Origin of the sequence: Variovorax sp. GrIS 2.14 (assembly GCF_046115955.1) — a bacterium.
Lineage (GTDB): Bacteria > Pseudomonadota > Gammaproteobacteria > Burkholderiales > Burkholderiaceae_C > Variovorax.
Genome location: NZ_JBJXIA010000017.1, coordinates 39,136 through 59,590, shown reverse-complemented (window position 1 = coordinate 59,590; position 20,455 = coordinate 39,136). Strand labels below are relative to the sequence as shown.

The following is a 20,455-nucleotide window of genomic DNA, read 5'->3' as shown; positions in this document are numbered from 1 at the left end:
CGGCTGTTCGGATGTTCGGATGTTCAAGGTCTAGCGGATGCGGCCGGCGAGCGCGGTCTTGACGGCAGCGCTGGCATGCAGCGCCCCCAGCACGGTGATGGAATCGATGGTGGCCAAAGCCAGCTCCGGCGTCACGTCGAGGCCGATGGCCGCGAGCCCCAGTACGCGGATCTGCAAAGTCTGGCCGGCCGCGCGCACTGCCTCGAGCGCGGCCGCGTCGAACTGCTGCAGCCCGAGCACCAGCATCTTGCGGGCGACCACCTGCTTGAGCGCTTCACCATGCGCGGTGAGCTGGTTGCGGATGGCAGTGCGGATGAAGTCGGTGCGGTTCGAATAGAAGCCTTCGCTCACCAGCAGATCGATGTGGCCGAGGTCGACATAGCCGAGGTTGATGGTGATCTTCTCGGAGTCGAGCGGCTTGGCTTTGGCGGGCTGCAACGCGACGGCGGTGGCGGTCTGGTTCATGAAAAGCATCCTACCACCATCCACACGGATGGTAAGGGGCTGATTTGTAGGCGAATAACTTTAACTAGGCGCGTACTGGCAGAATTTCCGGATGACCCAACCATCTGACAAATCCGCGCCTTCGGCCATTGATCCCGCCGAAGGCTACGCCGGTGACATCACGCCGCAAACGGCAGCGCAATGGGTCGCCACCGATGCGGCCGTGCTGATCGACGTGCGCAGCGATGCCGAGCGCGAATGGGTCGGCTACGTGCCCGGCGCGGTGCCGCTGGCATGGAAGCAGTGGCCGGGCATGGCGATGAATGAAGGCTTCGACAGCGCTATGCGTGCAGCGGTGCCGCAAGGCAAGAAGGCCGTGCTGCTGTGCCGCAGCGGCGTGCGCTCCATTCCGGCCGCCAAACGTGCGATGCAACTGGGCATCGAGGCCTACAACATCCTGGAAGGCTTCGAAGGCAACCCCGATGCCGAAGGCCATCGCGGACGCACTGGGGGCTGGCGCTTTCATGGCTTGCCGTGGAAGCAGAACTGAGGCGCCGAGGCTGATAATCCCGCGCATGGCGTTTCTCGCGATCGATATCGGCAATACCCGGCTCAAGTGGGCCCTCTACGACATGGCACGTCCCGGTGCCGTCGCGCTGGCTTCGGGGGCCGAGTTTCTCGATCACATCGAGAAGCTGGCCGACGGTCCGTGGGCCGATTTGCCCATCGCGCCCGTCTCGATGCTCGGCTGCGTGGTGGCGGGCGATGCGGTGCGGCGTCGCGCCGAAGAACAGGTCCACGAGCGCTTCGATTGCTCGCCGCGCTGGGTGGTGTCGAGCGCGGCGGAGGCCGGCGTCGTCAACGGCTACGACCATCCGACGCGGCTCGGCGCCGACCGCTGGGTGGCGATGATCGGCGCGCGCCATCGCATGCTGGCGCAACAGCGCGAACTCGACAAAGGCCCGCGCCCCATGGTGGTCGTGATGATCGGCACCGCGGTCACGGTCGAGGCGATCGACGCTGAAGGCAAGTTCCTCGGCGGCCTCATCTTGCCGGGCCACGGAATCATGCTGCGCGCGCTGGAGTCGGGCACCGCCGGGCTGCATGTGCCGACCGGCGAGGTGCGGGAGTTTCCGACCAACACGAGCGATGCGCTGACCAGTGGTGGCACCTACGCCATCGCGGGTGCGGTCGAGCGCATGGTGCAGCACGTGCGAACGCACTGCGGGGCCGAGCCGGCCTGCTACATCACCGGCGGTGCGGGCTGGAAGATGGCGCCTTCCATGAACGTGAACTTCGAGCTGGTCGAGAGCCTGATCATGGACGGGCTGCTGGTCATCGCCGAGGCGCGCGCCGCCTGAGCGCGGCCTGCCGCGGCCTCAGTCGAATCAGCGAGCGGAACCGGCGGCCGTGAGGCCGTCTACCGCCTGGAACATCGCCTGCCGCGCCTGGCTGATGATCTGGCCCTTCCATGCATCCGCATTGGTATAGAACGCTTCGAGCATGCGCGCGCGGATCGACGACGCCAGCTCAGCCGGCGCCTCGGGATGCTGGTACAGCCAGTGGTCGGCCCGCAGCGCGCCGGTCACCTCCATGATGGGCTGCGTGCCGTATTCGAGGGCGATGCCGGTGTAGTCGGCCGCGGGGCATTCGTCGTATATCGCGCCGCACATCAGTCCGGTCAAAAAGGCCGAGGTCGACGAGCCGTCGTAGATCGAGGTCACCGGCATCTCCGGCGTGCCCCACCAGGCGTTGGCGCGCGCGTAGGCGGCCTTGTCGTCGCGGGCCGCGAAGATGCGTTCGCCGAGGCCGTTGGGTCCGAGGCCGGTGTGCAGGTCGATCCATGCCAGTCCACGCGCCGATTGCGCATGCGTGCGCAGCACCTTGCGGAAGGTCTGGTTGCTCCAGGTCGGCGCCTTGCCGCCGAAGAACAAGCCGTCTTCGAACTGGTACTGCCCTCCGGTAACGGCAGCCTGGTAGGCCGCCACGCCGTGCGTCGCGATCCACGCGTTGATGGCTTCCTGGTTGTCCGGTGTCGGTGGCCAGGCGGCTGGCAGCAGCAGCGCGTGCAGTTCGGCGTAGGCCGCATTCACCGGCAACGGCTTCGTGTAGTCGGAGAAGTTGCGGTTCAGGTCGACGTTCTCGTTGGTGACGCGCCGTCCGTGCGAAAAGCCGTGCGGGTTCAGCGCATGAACATAAAGCACGGCGACGCCGGCTGCGCGCGCCTTGTCGCGCCACTCGTCGTCGTACAGCGAGAACACCTGCACGCCGCTGCCGCAATGGCCTTCGACGCCGTGGCATGCGCTGGTGACCATGAGCAGCTGCTTTGCATCGGCTGCCCCGTCGAGCGCGACGTCCATCGCGATCTCTTCGCCTTCACCGCCTTTGAGCGGATGCACATGCGAATCGACCGTCAGGCCAGCCGCGGCGCACGCCTTCAGGAACTTGGCACGCGCGATCGAATAGGTCGGGGAAAAGGCTTCGACAACCCCGATCACGCGATGCTCCGCGCTTTGAGGAATTGCTCCGCCAGCTCGACCCAGCAGGTTGCGCCGAGGGGAATCAAATCGTCGTTGAAGTCGTAGCTGGCGTTGTGCAGCGTGCACGGCCCGCCGCCGTGGTGCATGTCGCGGTGCGCGCCGTCGCCGTTGCCGATGAAGGCATAGGCGCCGGGCTTGGCAAGCAGCATGAAGGAGAAGTCTTCGGCTGTCATCGCAGCTTCCTGCACCAGCACGTTGTCTTCGCCGACGATGCTCGCCATCACGCCGCGCGCGAAGTTGGCTTCATCCGTCGAATTGATGGTCGGCGGATAGTTGCGGTGAAAGTAGAAGTCGACTTCGCAATCGTGCGCGGCGCCGATGTGCTCCGCGATCTTCTTCATGCGCGACTCGATCAAATCGAGCACTTCATGGGTAAAGGTGCGCACTGTGCCCTGCAGCTGGCAGGTGTCCGGGATCACGTTGCTGGCTTCGCCGCCATGAATCATCGTGACTGAAATCAGGCCGGTGTCTGTCGGCTTCTTGTTGCGCGTGAGGATGGTCTGAAACGCGAGCACCATCTCGCAAGCCACCGGCAGCGGGTCGACGCCGGTGTGCGGCAGCGCCGCATGACCGCCCTTGCCGTGGATCGTGATCTTGAATTCGTTGCTCGATGCCATGGCAGGGCCGGGGCTCACCGCGAACTGGCCGACCTTCATGCCCGGCCAGTTGTGCATGCCGTAGACCGCATCCATCGGAAACTTTTCGAACAGGCCCTCCTTTACCATCTCGCGGGCGCCGCCTCCGCCTTCTTCTGCCGGCTGGAAGATCAGGTAGACGGTGCCGTCGAAGTTCCGGTTCTTGGCCAGGTGCTGGGCCGCAGCAAGGAGCATCGCCGTGTGGCCGTCGTGGCCGCAGGCATGCATCTTTCCCTGGTTTTGGCTGGAGTGGGCGAAGGTGTTGAGCTCGGTGACCGGCAGGGCGTCCATGTCGGCGCGCAGGCCGATTGCGCGGTCGCTGGTGCCGTTCTTGACGATGCCGATCACGCCGGTGGTCGCCAGCCCGCGATGGATCGGGATGCCCCATTCGGTCAGCTTGGCTGCCACGACATCGGCGGTGCGCACTTCCTTGAAGCAGAGTTCAGGGTGCGCGTGAATGTCGCGCCGGATCGAGGCGATGCCGGCGGCCTGGGTAACGAGGGAGTCGATGAGTTTCATTGGGGGTGGACTGGCGTGGCGATCAAAACACCAGTCTAGCCAGTACCGTGCCGGGTGGCACGGCGCGGCTCCCTTGCCCCCGTACTGAGTACTTTCAGATCAACGCCCGATTTCCTTCATGTATGCCGTACGGGCAGTGATCGCGGTGTCGGTGAAATCGGTGAACACACCGTCCACGCCCAAACGGTAGTACGCCAGGTACTCGTTCTTCGGGTCGCCCGCGTAATCGATCGGCAAACGACGGTTTTCGTTGCGGAAAGTGAAGGGATGCACGAAGAGGCCGGCCTTGTGCGCGTCGGCAACGAGCGTCGTCGGCGTGATCGAGGTGGCGTCGGCATCGTTGATCTTGCCGTCCTTGTTGACGTCGACCGGCTTGCCGTCGGCGCCCATCGTGCCCTTGATGCTGATGATGTAGCGCTTCCACGGGCCGATGCCGTCTGCATAGGTCTTGATTTCAGCCAGGCCGGCCGGCGTCACCATCGCGCTGAAGGTGCGCGCGTCGCCGGCCTTGGCCCATTCGTAAGGCCGGTCGACCGGAATCGCATAGGTCATGGCGCCGGTCTTCATGTCGATGCCGTCGCCGTCGATGAGCTGGATCAGCTTGGTGTTCAAGCCCTTGCTCTTCATGTATTTCAGGCTGCCGGGCTCGAACGACTGCACGTAGATGGGCGCAGTTTTGCTGTTCAGGCCCGCGGCGTTGATCATCGCGATGAGCTTGTCTTCCAGCGGCAAACCCATGTCGCGGAACCAGGTCGGGTTCTTCGTTTCCGGGTAGATCGCGATGGCGCGGCCGGTTTCGCGCGTCTTCAGCTTCTGGAAGTCGAGGATTTCCTGGAAGGTCACGACCTTGAACTTGCCGTTGAACTGCTGCGGCCGCTCTGCGTCGGTCGATATACCGCCCAGCGTCTTGACTTCTGCCAGGGTGAAGTCTTGAATGAACCAGCCGGTCTGCGTTTCGCCGTCGACTTTCATCGTCTTCTTGCGCGCGGCAAATTCGGGATGGCTCGCGACGTCGGTGCTGATTGCCAGGTTGGGGTCGTGCCGCGCGACCAGCACGCCGTCCTTGGTGATGAGAAGGTCCATTTCGATGACGTCGGCACCCAGCTCGACGGCGCGCGAATAGGCTTCCATCGTCTCTTCCGGGAGATAACCTGAAGCACCACGGTGCGCGACAACCAGCGGCTGCTTGCCGTCGAGGGTGATCAGGCCCTTGGCCGAATCGGCACCGGGCATGGCGCATGCAACGAGTGCGAGCGTTGCGGCGGCAGTGAGTGCCGTTGCAAATGGTTTCATCATCAAACTGACTCCGTGAGAGTAAAACTGCAGCCTACACCGGCACTATGACGCTTCAGTCGAATGCGCGGCGCATCCGACTTCCCGGACAATCAAATTCATGTCGCAAACACTTTCCGCCCGCAGCCTCGAATTTGCCCAGACCCTCGTGCGCATGAACACGGTGAGCTCGAACAGCAATCTCGAGTTGATCGACTTTGCCCGCGACCACCTTGCCGGCCTGGGCGTGCGCAGCCGCCTCACCTACAGCGCCGACAAGAAAAAGGCCAACCTCTTCGCCACGCTGGGCGCAGGCAAGCCCAACGGCATCATCGTTTCAGGCCACACCGACACCGTGCCGTGGGACGGCCAGGACTGGACGGTCGATCCGCTCTCCGCCATGGTGCAGGACTGGCCGCAAGAAGGCCTGCGCGCCGACGGCGAAGTCGAGCGCGCCGAGCCCCGCCTCTACGGCCGCGGCTCCGCCGACATGAAGAGCTTCATTGCGATCGCGCTGGCCAATGCCGAGCACTTCATCGAGAGCGACTCGCCCTACGCGGTGCATTTCGCTTTCAGCTACGACGAAGAAGTCGGCTGCTTCGGCGTCAGGGAACTCATCGCCGACATGAAGGAGCAGTTGGTGAAGCCGGTGGCCTGCATCATCGGCGAGCCCACCAACATGGTGCCGGCCATCGCCCACAAGGGCGTGTACCGCTACAAGTGTTGCGTGCGAGGCAAGGAGGCCCATTCGTCGCTCACGCCGCAGTCGGTCAATGCCATCGAGATGGCGGCGCGCGTGGTCAACAAGGTGCGCGACATGGCCGATGGCTTCGAGAACAGCGAGCGCCGCTACGAAGGCTTCGATGTGCCGTTCAGCACCGCCAGCGTCGGCCAGTTTCATGGTGGCATCGCCGACAACGTGGTGCCGCGCGACGCCGAGTTCCGCTACGAATTCAGGAACCTGCCCACTGCCGATGCGGCGGCCATGCAGAGAGAAGTCGTCGCCTACGCCGCGCGCGCCGAAGAAGCCATGAAACGCGTTGCGCCCGACGCCGGCTTCACCTTCGAGACGATCTGCGAGGTGCCGAGCTTTTTGAGCACCGCCAACGAGCCGATCACCAAGCTGGCCCAGCGTCTGTCGAAAGAGCAGCGCACCACGCTGGTGGCTTTTGGCACCGAAGCGGGCATCTTCAAGAGCGCCGGCATTCCGACGGTGGTGTGCGGCCCCGGCAGCATCATGCAGGCGCACCAGCCGGACGAGTTCGTCACCTTGGCGCAACTCGCGCGCTGCGAGCAGTTCCTTCAGGGGCTGTCGATCACGCGCGATATCCGTTGAACTTGCTGGCGTTGAAACTGCCGGCGTTTTTGCCTCTGCATTTGCCGCAGTCGTCATCTTGAAACGCATCGCGCTCGGCCTGCTCTGCGCCGCAGCGCTGCTGTACGCGCTGGCCAAAGCCTTCGAGCCGCGCCATCCGTGGCTCGGATACGTGGCCGCCTTTGCGGAGGCCGCGATGGTCGGCGCCATTGCAGACTGGTTCGCGGTGGTCGCGCTGTTTCGGCATCCGCTCGGCCTGCCGATTCCCCACACGGCCATCATCCCGGCCAACAAAGACCGCATCGGCGCCAACCTCGCCGGCTTTATCTGCAACAACTTCCTGAGCACCTCGCAGGTGCTGTCGAAGTTGAAAGAGTTCGACGCCGCCGCGCGGCTGGCCGACTGGCTGGCTTCCCCCGCGCACGCCCGCGCGATGGGCGACCACGCGGTCACGGTGGCGCGCTACGCCCTCGACGCGCTGGACGACGCACGGGTGCGCGACTTTCTCGGTCGTACGGTGACCGCCGGGCTGGCGCAGATCGACCTGTCGCGCTTGCTCGGCCAGGCGCTGGACGCACTCACCGCAGGTGGCCGCCATCAGGCGCTGCTAGACGACGTGCTGAACCAAGTCGCGGGGCTGATCGAAGGCGATGAGCTACAGGGCCGCATCACCGAAGCCATCGCGCGGGAGATCAAGACGCTGCGCTACGTCGGGCTCGACCAGGTGGCCGCCCGCGCCGCCATGCGAAAGATCGTCGCGGCCGTGGCGCGCACCATCGGCGAACTGGCCGCCGAGCCGGCGCACCCGTTGCGGCAGCGCTTCGATGCGTTCGTCGGCGACTTCGTGGTCAAGCTCAAGCACGACCCGGAATTTCAGGCGCGCGGCGAGCAGATCCGTGCCGAGCTGCAGGCGCACCCGGCGTTGGCCGAATACACGCACGGCCTGTGGGACGAGTTGCTGGCCTGGCTGCATGCCGACCTGGCGCGGGACGATTCGAGCATCCGACAGCGCGTCGTCACGATGGCGGGATCGCTCGGCGCACGGTTGCAGCGCGACGAGCCGATACGCCGCTGGATCAACGAGCAGATCGAGGCGGCCGCGCCGGCTGCGATCGAGCGCTACCGCGAAGACATCCGGCGCTACATCGTCGAGCGCGTGCAGGAGTGGAATGCCGACGAGATGACGGCCGAGCTGGAGCGCAACATCGGGCGCGACCTGCAGTTCATCCGGGTCAACGGCACGCTGGTGGGTGGGCTGGTCGGGTTGGCGATCTATTCATTGACCCGCATGCTGTCGCCTTGAGCTTTTGCGGCGTGCGCAATCTTTTCGGCGCTTGCGTTTTAGACTCGGGCGATGGCCCTCGCATCCCCTGTGCTTCCTGGAAATTCCAGAACTTCCGCCGTGCTGGGCGCCTGCCCGCACGACTGTCCCGACACCTGCGCGCTGGTCACCACCGTGCAAGACGGCAAGGCGATCAAGCTGCAAGGCAATGCCGATCACTTTCACACGGGCGGCGTGCTCTGCACCAAGGTCTCGCGCTACATAGAGCGCAACGACCACGCCGAACGGCTGGTGCAACCGCTCAAGCGCGTCGGGCCCAAAGGCTCGGGCCAGTTCGAGCCGGTGACGTGGGAGGTGGCGCTCGACGACATCGCAGCGCGCCTGAAATCCATCGCCAGCGCGAACCCCGAATCGATCCTGCCGTACAGCTACGCCGGGACCATGGGGCTGGTGCAGGGCGAGTCGATGGACCGGCGCTTCTTCCACAAGCTCGGCGCGTCGTTGCTCGACCGCACCATCTGCTCGACCGCCGGCGGTGAGGCCATGGTCTACACGCTGGGCGGCAAGGTCGGCATGCGGACCGAGTTCTTCGCAGAGGCCAAGCTGATCCTGATCTGGGGCAGCAATTCGATCGGCAGCAACCTGCATTTCTGGCGCCATGCGCAGGCCGCCAAGCGCGCCGGCGCGCGGCTGGTGTGCATCGACCCGCGCAAGACCGAAACCGCCGACAAGTGCGACGAGCACATCGCGTTGCTGCCCGGCACAGATGCCGCGCTGGCATTGGCGCTCATGCATGAGCTCATCGTCAACGACTGGCTCGACCACGACTACATCGCGCAGCACACGCTGGGCTGGGACGCGCTGCGCGAGCGCGCGCTGCAATGGCCACCCTCGCGTGCGGCCGCGGTGTGCGGCGTGCCGGAGGCGCAGATCGTCGCGCTGGCGCAGGCGTATGGCACGGCCAAACCAGCTGCCATCCGGCTGAACTACGGCATGCAGCGGGTGCGCGGCGGCGGCAATGCAGCGCGTGCCGTCGCGTGCCTGCCGGCCCTCGTCGGGGCTTGGCGTCATCGCGCCGGTGGCTTGCTGCTGAGCAGCTCCGGCCAGTACCCGGTCGATCGCGCCGCGCTGCAGCGGCCCGACCTGATAGCGCGCCGGCGCCCGCGCACCATCAACATGAGCGCCATCGGCGATGCGTTGCTCGATGCGGCCCACCCGGTCGAAGCGATCGTGGTCTACAACAGCAACCCGGTCGCCGTCGCGCCGGACTCGGGCAAGGTGGTCGCGGGGTTTGCGCGCGAAGACCTCTTCACGGTGGTGCTCGAGCAGTTTCAGACCGACACCGCCGACTATGCCGACTACCTGTTGCCCGCCACCACCCAGCTGGAGCACTGGGACATCCACACCAGCTACGGCCACACCGATGTGCTGCTGAATCGCCCGGCGGTGGCGCCGCGTGGCGAGGCCCGCAGCAACGCCTGGGTGTTTCGCGAACTGGCGCGGCGCATGGGGTTCGACGAGCCGTGCTTTTCGGACGACGACGAGGCGATCTGCCGCAGCGCGTTCGCCGACGACGCGATCGACTACGCACAGTTGCTCGCGCAAGGCTTCACCAGCGTGAAGTTGCCTGAAGCGCCGTTTGCCGAAGGCAACTTTCCGACGCCGTCCGGCCGCTGCGAGTTCTTCAGCGCGCGCCTACAGGCCCAAGGCCAGGACGGCTTGCCCGACCACGTGCCCAACTACGAACCAGCTGGCAGCTCGACCCAATACCCGCTCGCCATGATTTCGCCGCCGGCGCGCAACTTCCTCAACTCGACCTTCGTCAATGTGAGAAGCCTGCGCGCGATCGAAGTCGAGCCGCTTTTGGAGATCCACGCCGACGATGCAGCTGCGCGCGGCATCGAAGACGGCGCCACGGTGCGCGTCTTCAACAGCCGCGGCGAGCACCGCTGCCGCGCCGAAGTCTCGCGCCGCGCCCGTCCGGGAGTCGTGCATGGCATGGGCATCTGGTGGCGCAAGTTGGGCATGGACGGCACCAACGTCAACCAGCTCACCAGCCAGCGCCTCACCGACATCGGCCGCGGGCCCACGTTCTACGACTGCCTGGTGCAGGTAGAACGCGCCGCGTTAACCCCTCTTCCCGCGTTATCCCCTCTCCCCCCGGGAGAGGGTTAGGGTGAGGGCACCGTACCTGTGAGAACGCTCCCATCCATAGCCCTGGCCGCCGCCCTGTCCCTCCTCACCGGCTGCGCCGACCTGGGCTACTACTGGCAATCCGCCCACGGCCACATCGACCTCATGCGCGCCGCCCGCTCTGTGCCCACCTGGCTCGCCGACCCCGCCACCGCCCCGGCCCTCAAGGCCAAGCTGGAACTCACCCAGCGCATCCGTCGATTCGCCGTCACCGACCTCGGCCTGCCCGACAACCGCAGTTACACCGCCTACGCCGATTTGCATCGGGCGGCCGCCATCTGGAACGTCGTCGCTGCCCCCGAATACTCGCTCCAGCTGAAGACATGGTGCTTCCCCATCGCGGGTTGCGTCGGCTACCGCGGCTACTACGACGAGGCCGCCGCCAAGACAGAAGCCGCAGCGCAATCCGCGCAAGGGCTCGAAGTCGCTGTCTACCCCGTGCCCGCCTACTCGACGCTGGGCTACATGAACTGGGCCGGCGGCGACCCGCTGCTCTCGACTTTCATCGGCTACCCCGACGGCGAACTCGCGCGCATCGTCTTTCACGAGCTGGCGCACCAAGTTCTCTACGTGCCCGACGACACGCTGTTCAACGAGTCGTACGCGACCGCGGTCGAGCGCATCGGCGGCGCGATGTGGCTGCAGCGCGAAGACAGCGCACAGGCACGCGCCGACTATGCGCAATTCGACGGCCGCCGCCAGCAATTCCGCGCACTGACCCTGCAAACGCGCCGCGCCCTGACCGCGATCTACGATTCGAAGGAAGCCGAATCGCGCGACTGGACTGCAGTCTCCGCGATGAAGAAGGCAGCGCTCGGCGAGTTCCGCGCGCGCTATGCGACGCTCAGGGCGAGCTGGCCCGGTCCGCGCCAAGGCGCATACGACGGCTGGGTCGCGCGCGCCAACAACGCGATGTTCGGCGCGCAGGCGGCGTACGACGACCTCGTGCCCAACTTCGAGGCGCTGTTCGAGCAGCAGGGCCGCGACTGGCCGCGCTTCTATGCGGCCGTCAAACGGTTGGCGGCGATGGAAAAGCCGCAGCGCACTGCCGCGCTCGAAGCTCTGGGCGCCCCGGCTGACAAGGCACTCGCCGCATCTGCTGCGATGATCGTTCCCGCGACACGGGCAGCCACGTCGCCAACCACCACAACCATAAAAAATACGGGAGGCCGCGGTGCCTGACATTCACATCGAACGCACCCACACGCTGGGCATGAAAGGCGCACGCTCCGCTGCCCGCAAATGGATCGAACAGGCCGGAGAACAGTTCGAGATCGAGTGCGACTACACCGAAGGCAAGGCCCGCGACGTCGCGCAGTTCACCCGTCCCGGTATCGACGGCACGCTAGAAGTCACCGCCGATTCGCTCACCCTGACAGCAGAGCTGGGCTTCTTGTTCAGCGCGTTCAGCGACCAGATCAGCGCAAAGATCGCCCGCAACATCGATGAGGTGTTGGGGACGAAGCCGGCGGAAGAAGAGGACGACGGGTACGGGAAGGGCTGGCTTTAACGCGTCAAGTCTTAGTTTGGGACGGCTAGCGATTGCCGTTAGTCGGTATAGACTGAGCGATGGCAATTCGATCTTTTGCGGACGCCGACACCGAACAACTTTTTCGTGACGGCGCAAATAAGCGTTTTGCTGCGATCACGAAGCCCGCGACCCGTAAGTTGCAGCAATTGGACTCGGCACCGACTGTCGGCTTCATGCGTTTGCCTCCAGGTAACGACCTCAAGTTTTACGATGGTGCGTGGCATCTGCGGATCAATCGGCAATGGCGGCTGACGTTCGAGTGGGACGAGGCTGCAGGCGCCCCGTTCAAAGTCGTAATTGAAGATCTACACCGCTGAGCATTGATTGATAGCGGCAATGTTGCCGCAGTACGGAAATACAGTCAGGACTGGCTATGAAAAACGGAATGCGCGCAGTTCACCCCGGCGAGGTGTTGCGTCAGGACTATTTGAAGCCGCTCAAGCTCACGCCCGCCGCGCTGGCAAGGGCTATTCACGTGCCGGCTTCACGCGTGAACGACATCGTCCTTGAACGGCGTGGCGTGACCGCGGATACCGCTCTTCGTTTGACGCGTTATTTCGGTGGCGACGAGGTGGACGCGCAAGGTTGGCTGAATATGCAGGCGGCCTACGATCTCAAAATTGCCGCTAAGGCGGCTGGCAAGACGATCGCGAAAGAGATCACGCCCATCGAACGCGAATTTGAATCCGCCTGATTCGAGCTTCGGCGATAGGGTCGACCATCCTTCGCGCGGGATCTTGCCTCGGCACCAGCCACTCAGCGCAGCGATTCAATCAGGTCGATGTACTTCTGCTTCGCGTCATCCGCGCTGACGCCTTTTTGCGCCGTCCACGCGTCCCATTTGGCGCGCGCCACGAAGTCGCTGAAGCTGGGCTTCTTCTCGGCGTTGTCGCCCAGCGTGGCTTGCTTGTAGAGGCCGTAGATCTTTAGCAGCGTGACGTTGTCTGGTCGTTCTGGCAGCAGCTTGGACTGGGCCTCGGCGGCTTCGAAGCGAGCCTGGATATCGTTCGTGTCGGACATTCGTCGTGTGTCTGGAAATTGAAAGACGTCAGTCTGACAGCCCCGCGCGCGCGAGTTCCACGTCGAGCCGTTCGCGGGCATCGACCGGCTTCAGAGCCGCCGCCTTTTCATAGAGCCGCGTGGCTTCTGCCATGCGGCCATCGCCGTGCAGGGCGAGCAGCCCACGGGCGTACTCCATGAGGCCGCTGGCGGAATCGGGATGCAGTTCGAGGCCGCGTTCGAACAGCTCGATGGCGGTTTCTGCGCGCGCGCCGTAAGTCATGCGCGCCACCAGCGGGCCGACCTTGTCGATCACCTCCGCATGAAAGGCGCCGAGCGAGATGTGGGCGTCGGCATGGTGGGGCTGCAGCGCGATCACGCGTTCGAGCGAGTGCTTCACCTTGCCGCCCAAGCCCTGAGCCAAAGCACGCGCCACGCTGATGCCTTCGGCGTAGCGACCCAACGCGTAGGCCTGCCAGTAGAGCGCCTGGCAGTTGTCCGGCTCGGCGGTTGCCTGCGCACCGGCGCGCTCGGCGACCTGACGAAACAGCGCGAGGCGCACCGACTCGCGCCGCTCCAGGTAGTTGGCATAGACGGCGGTCGCCTGATTGGCCAGCGCCAGGCCCTGGTCGCCGTGCAACAGCCCGATGCTGACGGCCTGCTCGAAATCGCCACGGTGATATCGCGCCCAACCCTCGAGCAACGGCCCAGGTGTCGGCGGTGGCAGGGCTTGGCCCGCGTGCAGCTGCCGCCATTGAATTTGGAGCGTCGCTGCGTCGAAAGCCGGTACGTCGGGGTACGGCACGCGTGTCCAGACCCCGACGATCGGCGCCGTGCCGGGCGTCATGAGCGAGATCGGTCTGAAATCGTGAGGAGGCATCGGTGGCTTCAGGCTGCAGCCATTTTTGGCGAGCTGCCGGGCGTGTCCGGCGTGCGCGACGCGCTCGGCGAATAGGCGGCCGTCAGCGTCATCAAATGCTTGCGCTGCTCAAGCTCCAGATACGGCGCGAGCAACTGCAGCGTGTGCTGTGCGCCGCGTAGCAGGGCGCCTTGCACATGCTGCGGCTCGAGCGCCTCGCGCGGGTTGCGAACGTATTCGTAGCTCAGCCAGTAGGTCAGCACCACGACCATGCTTTGCGCCAGCGCGTCGACCTCGCGCATGTCGATGTCGAGGTGCCCCGCGCGGCTCAGGCCGGCGAGCAGCGCCCGCATGGCGCGCACCTTGTTCTTGAGCACCAGCTGAAACTGCGTCTCCAGATGCCGGTTCTTGCTGAGCAGATCGTTCAGGTCGCGGTACAGGAAGCGGTAGCGCCAGATCAGCTCGAACAGGCTGTGCATGAAGAACCAGGCGTCTTCGACGTCGTGCACCCCTTCGCTGGCGTGCAGCAGCTCGTCGAGCTCGGTTTCGTAGGCTTCGTAGAGCCGGTTGATCAGCTCGTCTTTGGCGGGGTAGTGGTAGTAGAGATTGCCGGGGCTGATGCCGAGTTCGCCCGCCACGAGCGTGGTCGACACGTTCGGTTCCCCGAAGCGGTTGAACAGCTCCAATGCTGCTTCGAGGATGCGTTGCGCTGTTCGGCGTGGCGCCTTCTTGACCATGACGGTGCCTCGGTTTTTGTCTCTGAGGTCACTCTAGCGCAACTCCGACCGGAGCGGGGTCAGCGCAGACCCCTTATCTTGGGCAACGCAATGGATTTGCCGCAGCCTATGTCTTGCGTGCCGGACGGGGAGCGGACGCCGCTGCCGAAGAGGGCGAAGCGTTGGTTTGCTCGCCTTGCGCCAGTTGCGCTTCGAGCGCCGCCACCCGCGCCTGCAATGCGGTCCACTCCGCAGCCGACGGCAGGCCGAGCTTTTCGAGCGCGCGCGCCACGCGCTCTTCAAAAATGTTCTCCAGCTTGCCCCAGCCGCCAGCCGCCTTGGTGCCGATCTCGCTTGCCAGCCCGGCCATGCGAGCCTGCGCTTGTGCCAGGGTTTCTTCGGCCGCCTGCTGCGTCTTCTTCTGCATGCCCGCGCCGTCTTTCACCAGCGCCTCGAAGGCCTTGCTGCCCTCCTGCTGCATCTTGGCAAAGGCGCCGAGGCCGGCAAGCCAGATCTGCTGGGCGGAATCCTTGACGCGGTCGGCGGATTTGTCATCGTCTTTGGTGGGCATGCTGATCCTGATGAGTGAATAAGATGCGGCACTCTAGCGGGAGCGGTGCGCTGGCGTTAGAGCGGCGTGTCTAGCTGCTTTTTGCCACATGGCCCGATGTGATAATTGTCCGCAACAACAGCAGGGGACCCCATGATCCTGGTTACAGGCGGTGCCGGCTTCATCGGTGCCAACTTCGTACTCGACTGGCTCGCGCAAAGCGACGAGGCCGTCGTCAATCTCGACAAGCTCACTTACGCCGGTAACCCCGAGACGCTCGCGTCGCTCAAGGGCAACCCCAAGCACGTCTTCGTGCAGGGCGACATCGGCGACAGCGCCTTGCTCGACCGTCTGCTCGCGGAACACAAGCCGCGTGCGATCGTCAACTTCGCGGCCGAGTCGCATGTCGACCGGTCTATCCACGGGCCCGAAGACTTCGTGCAGACCAACGTGCTCGGCACCTTCAGGCTGCTCGAATCCGTTCGCGGCCACTGGGCTGCGTTGCCGGCCGATCAAAAAGCCGCCTTTCGGTTTTTGCACGTGTCGACCGACGAGGTGTACGGCTCGCTCTCGGCGACCGATCCGGCCTTTAAAGAAGACAACAAGTACGAGCCCAACAGCCCGTATTCGGCCAGCAAGGCTGCCAGCGACCACCTGGTGCGCGCATGGCATCACACCTACGGCTTGCCGGTGCTGACGACCAATTGTTCGAACAACTACGGGCCGTTCCATTTCCCCGAAAAGCTCATCCCGCTGATGATCGTCAACGCGCTCGAAGGCAAGCCGCTGCCGGTGTACGGCGACGGCATGCAGGTGCGCGACTGGCTCTACGTCAAGGACCATTGCAGCGCCATCCGCCGCGTGCTCGAAGCGGGCCGGCTGGGTGAAACCTACAACGTCGGCGGCTGGAACGAGAAGCCGAACATCGAGATCGTCAACACGGTGTGCGCACTGCTCGACGAGTTGCGGCCCAAGGCCGGCGGCAAAAGCTACCGCGAACAGATCACCTACGTGACCGATCGCCCCGGCCACGACCGCCGCTACGCCATCGACGCCCGCAAGATCGAAAAAGAACTCGGTTGGAAGCCCGCCGACACCTTCGATACCGGCATTCGCAAGACCGTGGAGTGGTACCTGGCGAATGGCGAGTGGGTGCGCAACGTGCAGAGCGGCGCGTATCGCGAATGGCTTGAGAAGCACTACGAAACGCAGCCAACGCTGCCAGAGACGTTTCTTGCTGAGCGTGGCAACGGCCCACCTCAAGAGCGCGATTGGTCCTGAGCCTCCATGACGATTAAGATTCTTCTCTTCGGCAAAGGCGGGCAGGTCGGCTGGGAGCTGCAGCGCAGCCTGGCGCCGCTGGGTGAACTCGTCGCACTTGACTTCGACAGCACAGACTTCAACGCCGACTTCGGCCGCCCCGAGCAGCTGGCAGAGACGGTCTTGAAAGTGCGCCCCGACGTCATCGTCAATGCGGCCGCCCACACCGCCGTCGACAAGGCCGAGAGCGAGCCCGACTTCGCGCGCAAGCTCAACGCCACCTCGCCCGGCGTCGTAGCCGAAGCAGCGAACCAGATCGGCGCGCTCATGGTCCATTACTCGACCGACTATGTGTTCGACGGCAGCGGCAGCAAGCCCTGGCGCGAAGACGATGCGATCGGGCCGCTCAGCGTCTATGGCCGCACCAAGCTCGAAGGCGAACAACTGATCGCGGCGAACTGCCCGCGGCACCTGATCTTCCGCACGAGCTGGGTGTACGCCGCGCGCGGCGGCAACTTCGCCAAGACGATGCTGCGACTGGCAAAAGAGCGTGAACGCCTGACGGTCATCGACGACCAGTTCGGCGCACCGACCGGCGCCGAGTTGCTCGCCGACCTCACTGCGCATGCGATTCGGGCGACCTTGCAAGACGAGAAGAAGACCGGGCTGTACCACCTCGTCGCTGGCGGTGAAACGTCGTGGCACGGCTATGCAAAGTTTGTCGTCGAGCAAGCGCGAGAAGCCGGCGTCGAATTGAAGGCGTCCCCATCGACCGTCGATGCCGTACCGACCAGTGCCTTTCCGACACCTGCCACTCGCCCGCAGAATTCACGGCTCGACACGAGCAAGCTGCAGTCGACTTTTGGACTGACGTTGCCGCATTGGCAGGCGGGCGTGGCACGGATGCTGCGCGAAATTTTTTGATGCAATAGAATCAGTGCATCAATTCATCAAGGAATCATGATGCGAACCACGTTGGATGTTGCCGATGACGTCCTGGCTGCAGTCAAAGAACGTGCGCGCCTCGAAAACAGTACCGCTGGAGAGGTGCTTTCGAGATTGGCGAGGCAGGCATTGACTGGTCGCGGCACGCCGCCATCGGATCGGTCGGCTGCAGGTTTTAGAACCATTCCCAAGCAAGGTCATGTGGTGACGAACGATCACGTCAACGCCATTCGGGACTTAGAGGGAATCTGATGCGAGCGCTGCTCGACGTCAGCGTGTTGATCGCCTTGTTCGATTCAGAGCATGCCCATCACAGCCTTGTTGCGGAATGGCTGGCCACCGAAGCGACGCAGGGGTGGGCCACTTGCCCCCTGACGCAAAACGGATGCGTGCGCATCATGTCGCAACCCAAATACGCCAACCAGACCTCGGCTGCTTTGGTAGCGGACATCCTTGCCGAAGCGACCTTAGCCACCGGCCATGCGTTTTGGCCTGATTCCTATAGCGTCCTGGAGCAGGGCGCAGTGGACTGGGACAAGCTGTTGACGGGGCGCCATCTCACCGATGTTTACTTGCTCGGCTTGGCATGCCGCAACGGCGGGCGCTTGGTGACCCTGGATCAGGGAATTCCTTTGGCTGCCGTGCCGACCGCGCGCGCTGAGAACCTCAGCGTCCTTTTCCCCAAGCCACACTGAACAAAATGACCCAACGCAAAGGCATCATCCTCGCCGGCGGCTCAGGCACTCGCCTGCACCCCGCCACGCTCGCGATGAGCAAGCAACTGCTGCCGGTGTACGACAAGCCGATGATCTATTACCCGCTGACCACCCTGATGCTCGGTGGCATGCGCGACATTCTGATCATCAGCACCTCGCAAGACACGCCGCGGTTTCAGCAACTGCTGGGCGATGGCAGTCAGTGGGGCATGAACCTGCAGTACGCGGTACAGCCGAGCCCTGACGGACTGGCGCAGGCCTTCATCATCGGTGAGCAGTTCTTGGACAACGCGCCGAGTGCGCTGGTGCTGGGCGACAACATTTTTCATGGGCATGACCTGGAGCATCTGCTGAAGGATGCCGATGCAGTCGCTTCAGGTGCGACCGTGTTCGCGTACCACGTGCAAGACCCCGAGCGGTACGGCGTCGTGGCTTTCGATGCGAATGGCAAGGCCAGCAGCATCGAAGAAAAGCCGCTCAAGCCCAAGAGCAGCTACGCCGTGACCGGCCTGTACTTCTACGACAACGAAGTCACCGCTATTGCCAAAGCAGTGAAGCCCAGCGCAAGAGGCGAACTCGAGATCACCGCGGTCAACCAGGCCTATCTGGACAGCGGCAAGCTGACCGTTCAGATCATGCAGCGCGGCTATGCGTGGCTGGACACCGGCACGCATGAAAGCCTGCTTGAAGCAGGGCAGTTCATCGCGACGCTGGAGCATCGGCAGGGGTTGAAGATTGCGTGCCCCGAAGAGATTGCCTGGCGACGCGGCTACATCACTGCGGACCAATTGCAAGCGCTGGCGGCGCCGCTGTTGAAGAGCGGGTATGGCGCCTATCTGGGACGCCTGCTAACCGACCCGATTAGATGATCAGATGTTGACGACGATGACAAACAGAGAGACGAGCAACTTATGAGAGCCACGCCCACCGCAATCCCCGAAGTTATCGTGATCGAGCCGAAAGTCTTCGGCGACTCGCGCGGCTTTTTCTACGAGAGCTTCAATCAGCAAGGCTTTGACGAAGCGATCGGCAAGCACGTCGACTTCGTTCAGGACAACCACTCGCGATCTAGCAAAGGCGTGCTGCGCGGATTGCACTATCAAATTCAACAACCGCAAGGCAAGCTCGTGCGTGTGGTCAGTGGAGCGGTGTTCGATGTGGCGGTGGACATTCGCAAGTCGTCACCGACGTTCGGCAAATGGGTCGGTGTTGAGTTGAATGAAGAGAATCACAAGCAGCTGTGGGTGCCGCCGGGGTTTGCTCATGGCTTTCTGGTTCTGAGCGAGACGGCGGATTTTTTATATAAGACTACGGATTACTACAGCCTGACAGCTGAGCGAGCAATCCTTTGGTGTGACCGGCAGCTTTCAATATTATGGCCGGGTGTTGGAGTCCCGACGTTATCGAGTAAAGACGAGTTAGCCTCAGAGTTTGCGAACGCCGAATTGTTTAGTTGACTTTATTGGCAAGGTGATAAGCGCTACAAACTTTGCAGATGAAAACGTTGTAAGTTGACTAGACTATGGCCAGTCAGTCTTCTGCAGTCACTGCGGTGCTAATTTTTGGCGCAGTCACGAGGATCGAGATCTTTTGAGTGGAAGTCGGGCAACCAAATGCCGCGGCTGCGTGGATCGACGGCGGTTTAGCTAGCTGCCACGATGATCAGGCCTACTCGAGAGCTCATGCTTAGCACTTGACATTGCAAGTTGATTAAAGTGGATCATCGACTATCGCTCAGGACTTATTTTCGGAACCGTGGCCGGAGCAAAATACGCCAACAGTAGTATTGCGAAGCATTGGGTGACTTTCCGGATTCGTGCCCAGAAAGGCATACATCTCGTGTTCGGTATTTGTGCGCCAATTAGCGTGATCGTTGATCCCAAAAAACTCATCGATTTCGAAGCCGCCTTCTAGAAACAGGTTCCTGACCTCAGCCGGAGTGAACTCTCGGTTATGCCTGTCAGTCGACCCGAAGAAAATCTCGGTTGGCCAAAAAACATTAGAACCCTTCATGAGCGCAACGACGTTGCTCAAATTGCAGACGTTTGGCGTAGAGAAAAGAACTTTGCCGCCATTGCGCAGCACGCGCCTGAACTCGGGAAGGATCTCCGCAGGATTTTTGATGGCGATGTGCTCAAGCACCTCAGTGAAAACAACAGCATCGAAGGTGCCATCAGCAAAGAGAAGGGCTTCTTTCTCAATATCGCATACTTTCACGTCGAATAGGCTTGCCACCTCAGGGCTCGGGTACGCGCCCATCCAGTCGGCGGTAACGTTGATGCCTGACACTTGGTATCCAGCATTATGGAGCGCCAAGCCAAGATAACCGGGTGCATTGCCTACATCGAGAATCTTGGCGCGCTTGCTCGCGAGAGTCGGAACGTGGCGCGCGGCAAGTTGAACCATCATGGCAAACCGAAGACGCGAGCAACTGTAGTATTGGGACTTAGACGCTTCGCCGATTACACTCTCAACTATTTGGAGCACCTGCTCCGCATGCATCTCTTCGACCCCTTGGAAAGCGGGAGCCGCTGGCAGATCAATGTCGACTGAAAACCGTAATACCGCTTTATAGACTTCGTGATTCATGGGTACTTCACTTGTAATTGAGTGCAATTCGCCGTTGTGATTGATCAGTTCGCTTTCACGCCTGGTGCCGGTGAGCCCATCACTTTGAAT

24 protein-coding genes are annotated in these 20,455 nt (G+C 63.2%); 15 read left to right on the top strand and 9 right to left on the bottom strand.

From position 1 onward, the window contains the following. Window positions 1-30: 30 nt before the first annotated feature. On the bottom strand, window positions 31-465 hold the full coding sequence (locus tag RCH10_RS21935; protein WP_409054037.1) for a CopG family transcriptional regulator: 435 nt from the start codon (window positions 463-465) through the stop codon (window positions 31-33). A 91-nt stretch (window positions 466-556) separates the two neighbouring features. On the opposite strand from RCH10_RS21935, the gene RCH10_RS21930 reads away from it, so the two are divergent. Further along, the gene (locus RCH10_RS21930; protein WP_323494979.1) at window positions 557-994 is read left to right on the top strand and encodes a rhodanese-like domain-containing protein; all 438 of its coding nucleotides are present in this window, start codon (window positions 557-559) and stop codon (window positions 992-994) included. A 25-nt stretch (window positions 995-1,019) separates the two neighbouring features. Continuing rightward, entirely contained in the window at window positions 1,020-1,805 is a 786-nt protein-coding gene (locus tag RCH10_RS21925; RefSeq protein WP_409054036.1) for a type III pantothenate kinase, read from the top strand. A 27-nt stretch (window positions 1,806-1,832) separates the two neighbouring features. Here RCH10_RS21925 and RCH10_RS21920 read toward each other — a convergent pair whose 3' ends face one another. From RCH10_RS21920 to RCH10_RS21910, 3 genes are all read right to left on the bottom strand, one after another. Further along, window positions 1,833-2,942: a M14 family metallopeptidase gene (locus tag RCH10_RS21920; protein WP_409054035.1), complete on the bottom strand. Its 1,110-nt coding sequence runs from the start codon at window positions 2,940-2,942 to the stop codon at window positions 1,833-1,835. After that, entirely contained in the window at window positions 2,939-4,138 is a 1,200-nt protein-coding gene (locus tag RCH10_RS21915; RefSeq protein ID WP_409054034.1) for a M20 aminoacylase family protein, read from the bottom strand. The genes RCH10_RS21920 and RCH10_RS21915 overlap by 4 nt, the downstream gene beginning before the upstream one ends. 99 nt (window positions 4,139-4,237) lie before the next feature. Further along, window positions 4,238-5,431 carry a glycerophosphodiester phosphodiesterase gene (locus RCH10_RS21910; RefSeq protein WP_409054062.1) on the bottom strand — a complete coding sequence of 398 codons (1,194 nt, stop codon included), beginning with the start codon at window positions 5,429-5,431 and terminating at the stop codon, window positions 4,238-4,240. Between the two features lie 100 nt (window positions 5,432-5,531). Between RCH10_RS21910 and argE the strand changes: the two genes are divergently transcribed. Genes argE through RCH10_RS21875 form a run of 7 tightly spaced genes read left to right on the top strand, consistent with a single transcriptional unit; the run spans window position 5,532 to window position 12,425 of the window. Beyond that, window positions 5,532-6,746 carry an acetylornithine deacetylase gene (gene argE / locus RCH10_RS21905; RefSeq protein ID WP_409054033.1) on the top strand — a complete coding sequence of 405 codons (1,215 nt, stop codon included), beginning with the start codon at window positions 5,532-5,534 and terminating at the stop codon, window positions 6,744-6,746. Window positions 6,747-6,804: 58 nt separating this feature from the next. Then, window positions 6,805-8,028 (top strand): DUF445 domain-containing protein, encoded by a 1,224-nt coding sequence (locus RCH10_RS21900; protein WP_409054032.1) that lies wholly within the window; start codon window positions 6,805-6,807, stop codon window positions 8,026-8,028. A gap of 51 nt (window positions 8,029-8,079) precedes the next feature. Next, window positions 8,080-10,182: a molybdopterin-dependent oxidoreductase gene (locus RCH10_RS21895; RefSeq protein WP_409054031.1), complete on the top strand. Its 2,103-nt coding sequence runs from the start codon at window positions 8,080-8,082 to the stop codon at window positions 10,180-10,182. Between the two features lie 18 nt (window positions 10,183-10,200). Then, window positions 10,201-11,382, top strand: a complete 1,182-nt coding sequence (locus RCH10_RS21890; RefSeq protein ID WP_409054030.1) for an aminopeptidase — start codon at window positions 10,201-10,203, stop codon at window positions 11,380-11,382. Next, on the top strand, window positions 11,375-11,710 hold the full coding sequence (locus tag RCH10_RS21885; RefSeq protein ID WP_409054029.1) for a polyhydroxyalkanoic acid system family protein: 336 nt from the start codon (window positions 11,375-11,377) through the stop codon (window positions 11,708-11,710). The genes RCH10_RS21890 and RCH10_RS21885 overlap by 8 nt, the downstream gene beginning before the upstream one ends. A gap of 59 nt (window positions 11,711-11,769) precedes the next feature. After that, entirely contained in the window at window positions 11,770-12,048 is a 279-nt protein-coding gene (locus RCH10_RS21880) for a type II toxin-antitoxin system RelE/ParE family toxin (protein ID WP_409054028.1), read from the top strand. A gap of 56 nt (window positions 12,049-12,104) precedes the next feature. Beyond that, on the top strand, window positions 12,105-12,425 hold the full coding sequence (locus RCH10_RS21875) for a HigA family addiction module antitoxin (protein ID WP_409054027.1): 321 nt from the start codon (window positions 12,105-12,107) through the stop codon (window positions 12,423-12,425). A 62-nt stretch (window positions 12,426-12,487) separates the two neighbouring features. Here the strand turns inward: RCH10_RS21875 and RCH10_RS21870 are convergent, their stop codons facing one another. The 4 genes from RCH10_RS21870 to RCH10_RS21855 form a co-directional block, all read right to left on the bottom strand. Continuing rightward, a complete protein-coding gene (locus RCH10_RS21870) occupies window positions 12,488-12,751 on the bottom strand; it encodes an acyl-CoA-binding protein (RefSeq protein WP_409054026.1) in 264 nt (87 codons plus the stop codon). Window positions 12,752-12,779: 28 nt separating this feature from the next. After that, window positions 12,780-13,610, bottom strand: coding sequence for a hypothetical protein (locus tag RCH10_RS21865; RefSeq protein ID WP_409054025.1), 831 nt, complete (start codon window positions 13,608-13,610; stop codon window positions 12,780-12,782). A gap of 8 nt (window positions 13,611-13,618) precedes the next feature. After that, a complete protein-coding gene (locus RCH10_RS21860; protein WP_409054024.1) occupies window positions 13,619-14,326 on the bottom strand; it encodes a TetR/AcrR family transcriptional regulator in 708 nt (235 codons plus the stop codon). Between the two features lie 106 nt (window positions 14,327-14,432). Further along, window positions 14,433-14,876 carry a phasin family protein gene (locus RCH10_RS21855; protein WP_409054023.1) on the bottom strand — a complete coding sequence of 148 codons (444 nt, stop codon included), beginning with the start codon at window positions 14,874-14,876 and terminating at the stop codon, window positions 14,433-14,435. Between the two features lie 132 nt (window positions 14,877-15,008). Here RCH10_RS21855 and rfbB point away from each other — a divergent pair, with 132 nt between their 5' ends. From rfbB to rfbC, 6 genes are read left to right on the top strand one after another with little or no spacing between them, the layout of a single operon-like run. Continuing rightward, window positions 15,009-16,136: a dTDP-glucose 4,6-dehydratase gene (gene rfbB / locus RCH10_RS21850; RefSeq protein ID WP_409054022.1), complete on the top strand. Its 1,128-nt coding sequence runs from the start codon at window positions 15,009-15,011 to the stop codon at window positions 16,134-16,136. A 12-nt stretch (window positions 16,137-16,148) separates the two neighbouring features. Next, a complete protein-coding gene (gene rfbD, locus RCH10_RS21845; RefSeq protein WP_409054061.1) occupies window positions 16,149-17,039 on the top strand; it encodes a dTDP-4-dehydrorhamnose reductase in 891 nt (296 codons plus the stop codon). A gap of 39 nt (window positions 17,040-17,078) precedes the next feature. Beyond that, window positions 17,079-17,312: a CopG family transcriptional regulator gene (locus RCH10_RS21840; protein WP_409054021.1), complete on the top strand. Its 234-nt coding sequence runs from the start codon at window positions 17,079-17,081 to the stop codon at window positions 17,310-17,312. After that, entirely contained in the window at window positions 17,312-17,755 is a 444-nt protein-coding gene (locus RCH10_RS21835; RefSeq protein WP_409054020.1) for a TA system VapC family ribonuclease toxin, read from the top strand. Before RCH10_RS21840 ends, RCH10_RS21835 begins: the two co-directional genes overlap by 1 nt. A 5-nt stretch (window positions 17,756-17,760) precedes the next feature. Further along, a complete protein-coding gene (gene rfbA, locus RCH10_RS21830) occupies window positions 17,761-18,645 on the top strand; it encodes a glucose-1-phosphate thymidylyltransferase RfbA (RefSeq protein ID WP_409054019.1) in 885 nt (294 codons plus the stop codon). 42 nt (window positions 18,646-18,687) lie between these two features. Further along, on the top strand, window positions 18,688-19,233 hold the full coding sequence (rfbC, locus tag RCH10_RS21825) for a dTDP-4-dehydrorhamnose 3,5-epimerase (protein WP_409054018.1): 546 nt from the start codon (window positions 18,688-18,690) through the stop codon (window positions 19,231-19,233). Window positions 19,234-19,510: 277 nt separating this feature from the next. Here the strand turns inward: rfbC and RCH10_RS21820 are convergent, their stop codons facing one another. After that, the gene (locus RCH10_RS21820) at window positions 19,511-20,365 is read right to left on the bottom strand and encodes a class I SAM-dependent methyltransferase (protein WP_409054017.1); all 855 of its coding nucleotides are present in this window, start codon (window positions 20,363-20,365) and stop codon (window positions 19,511-19,513) included. Between the last annotated feature and the right edge of the window lie 90 nt (window positions 20,366-20,455).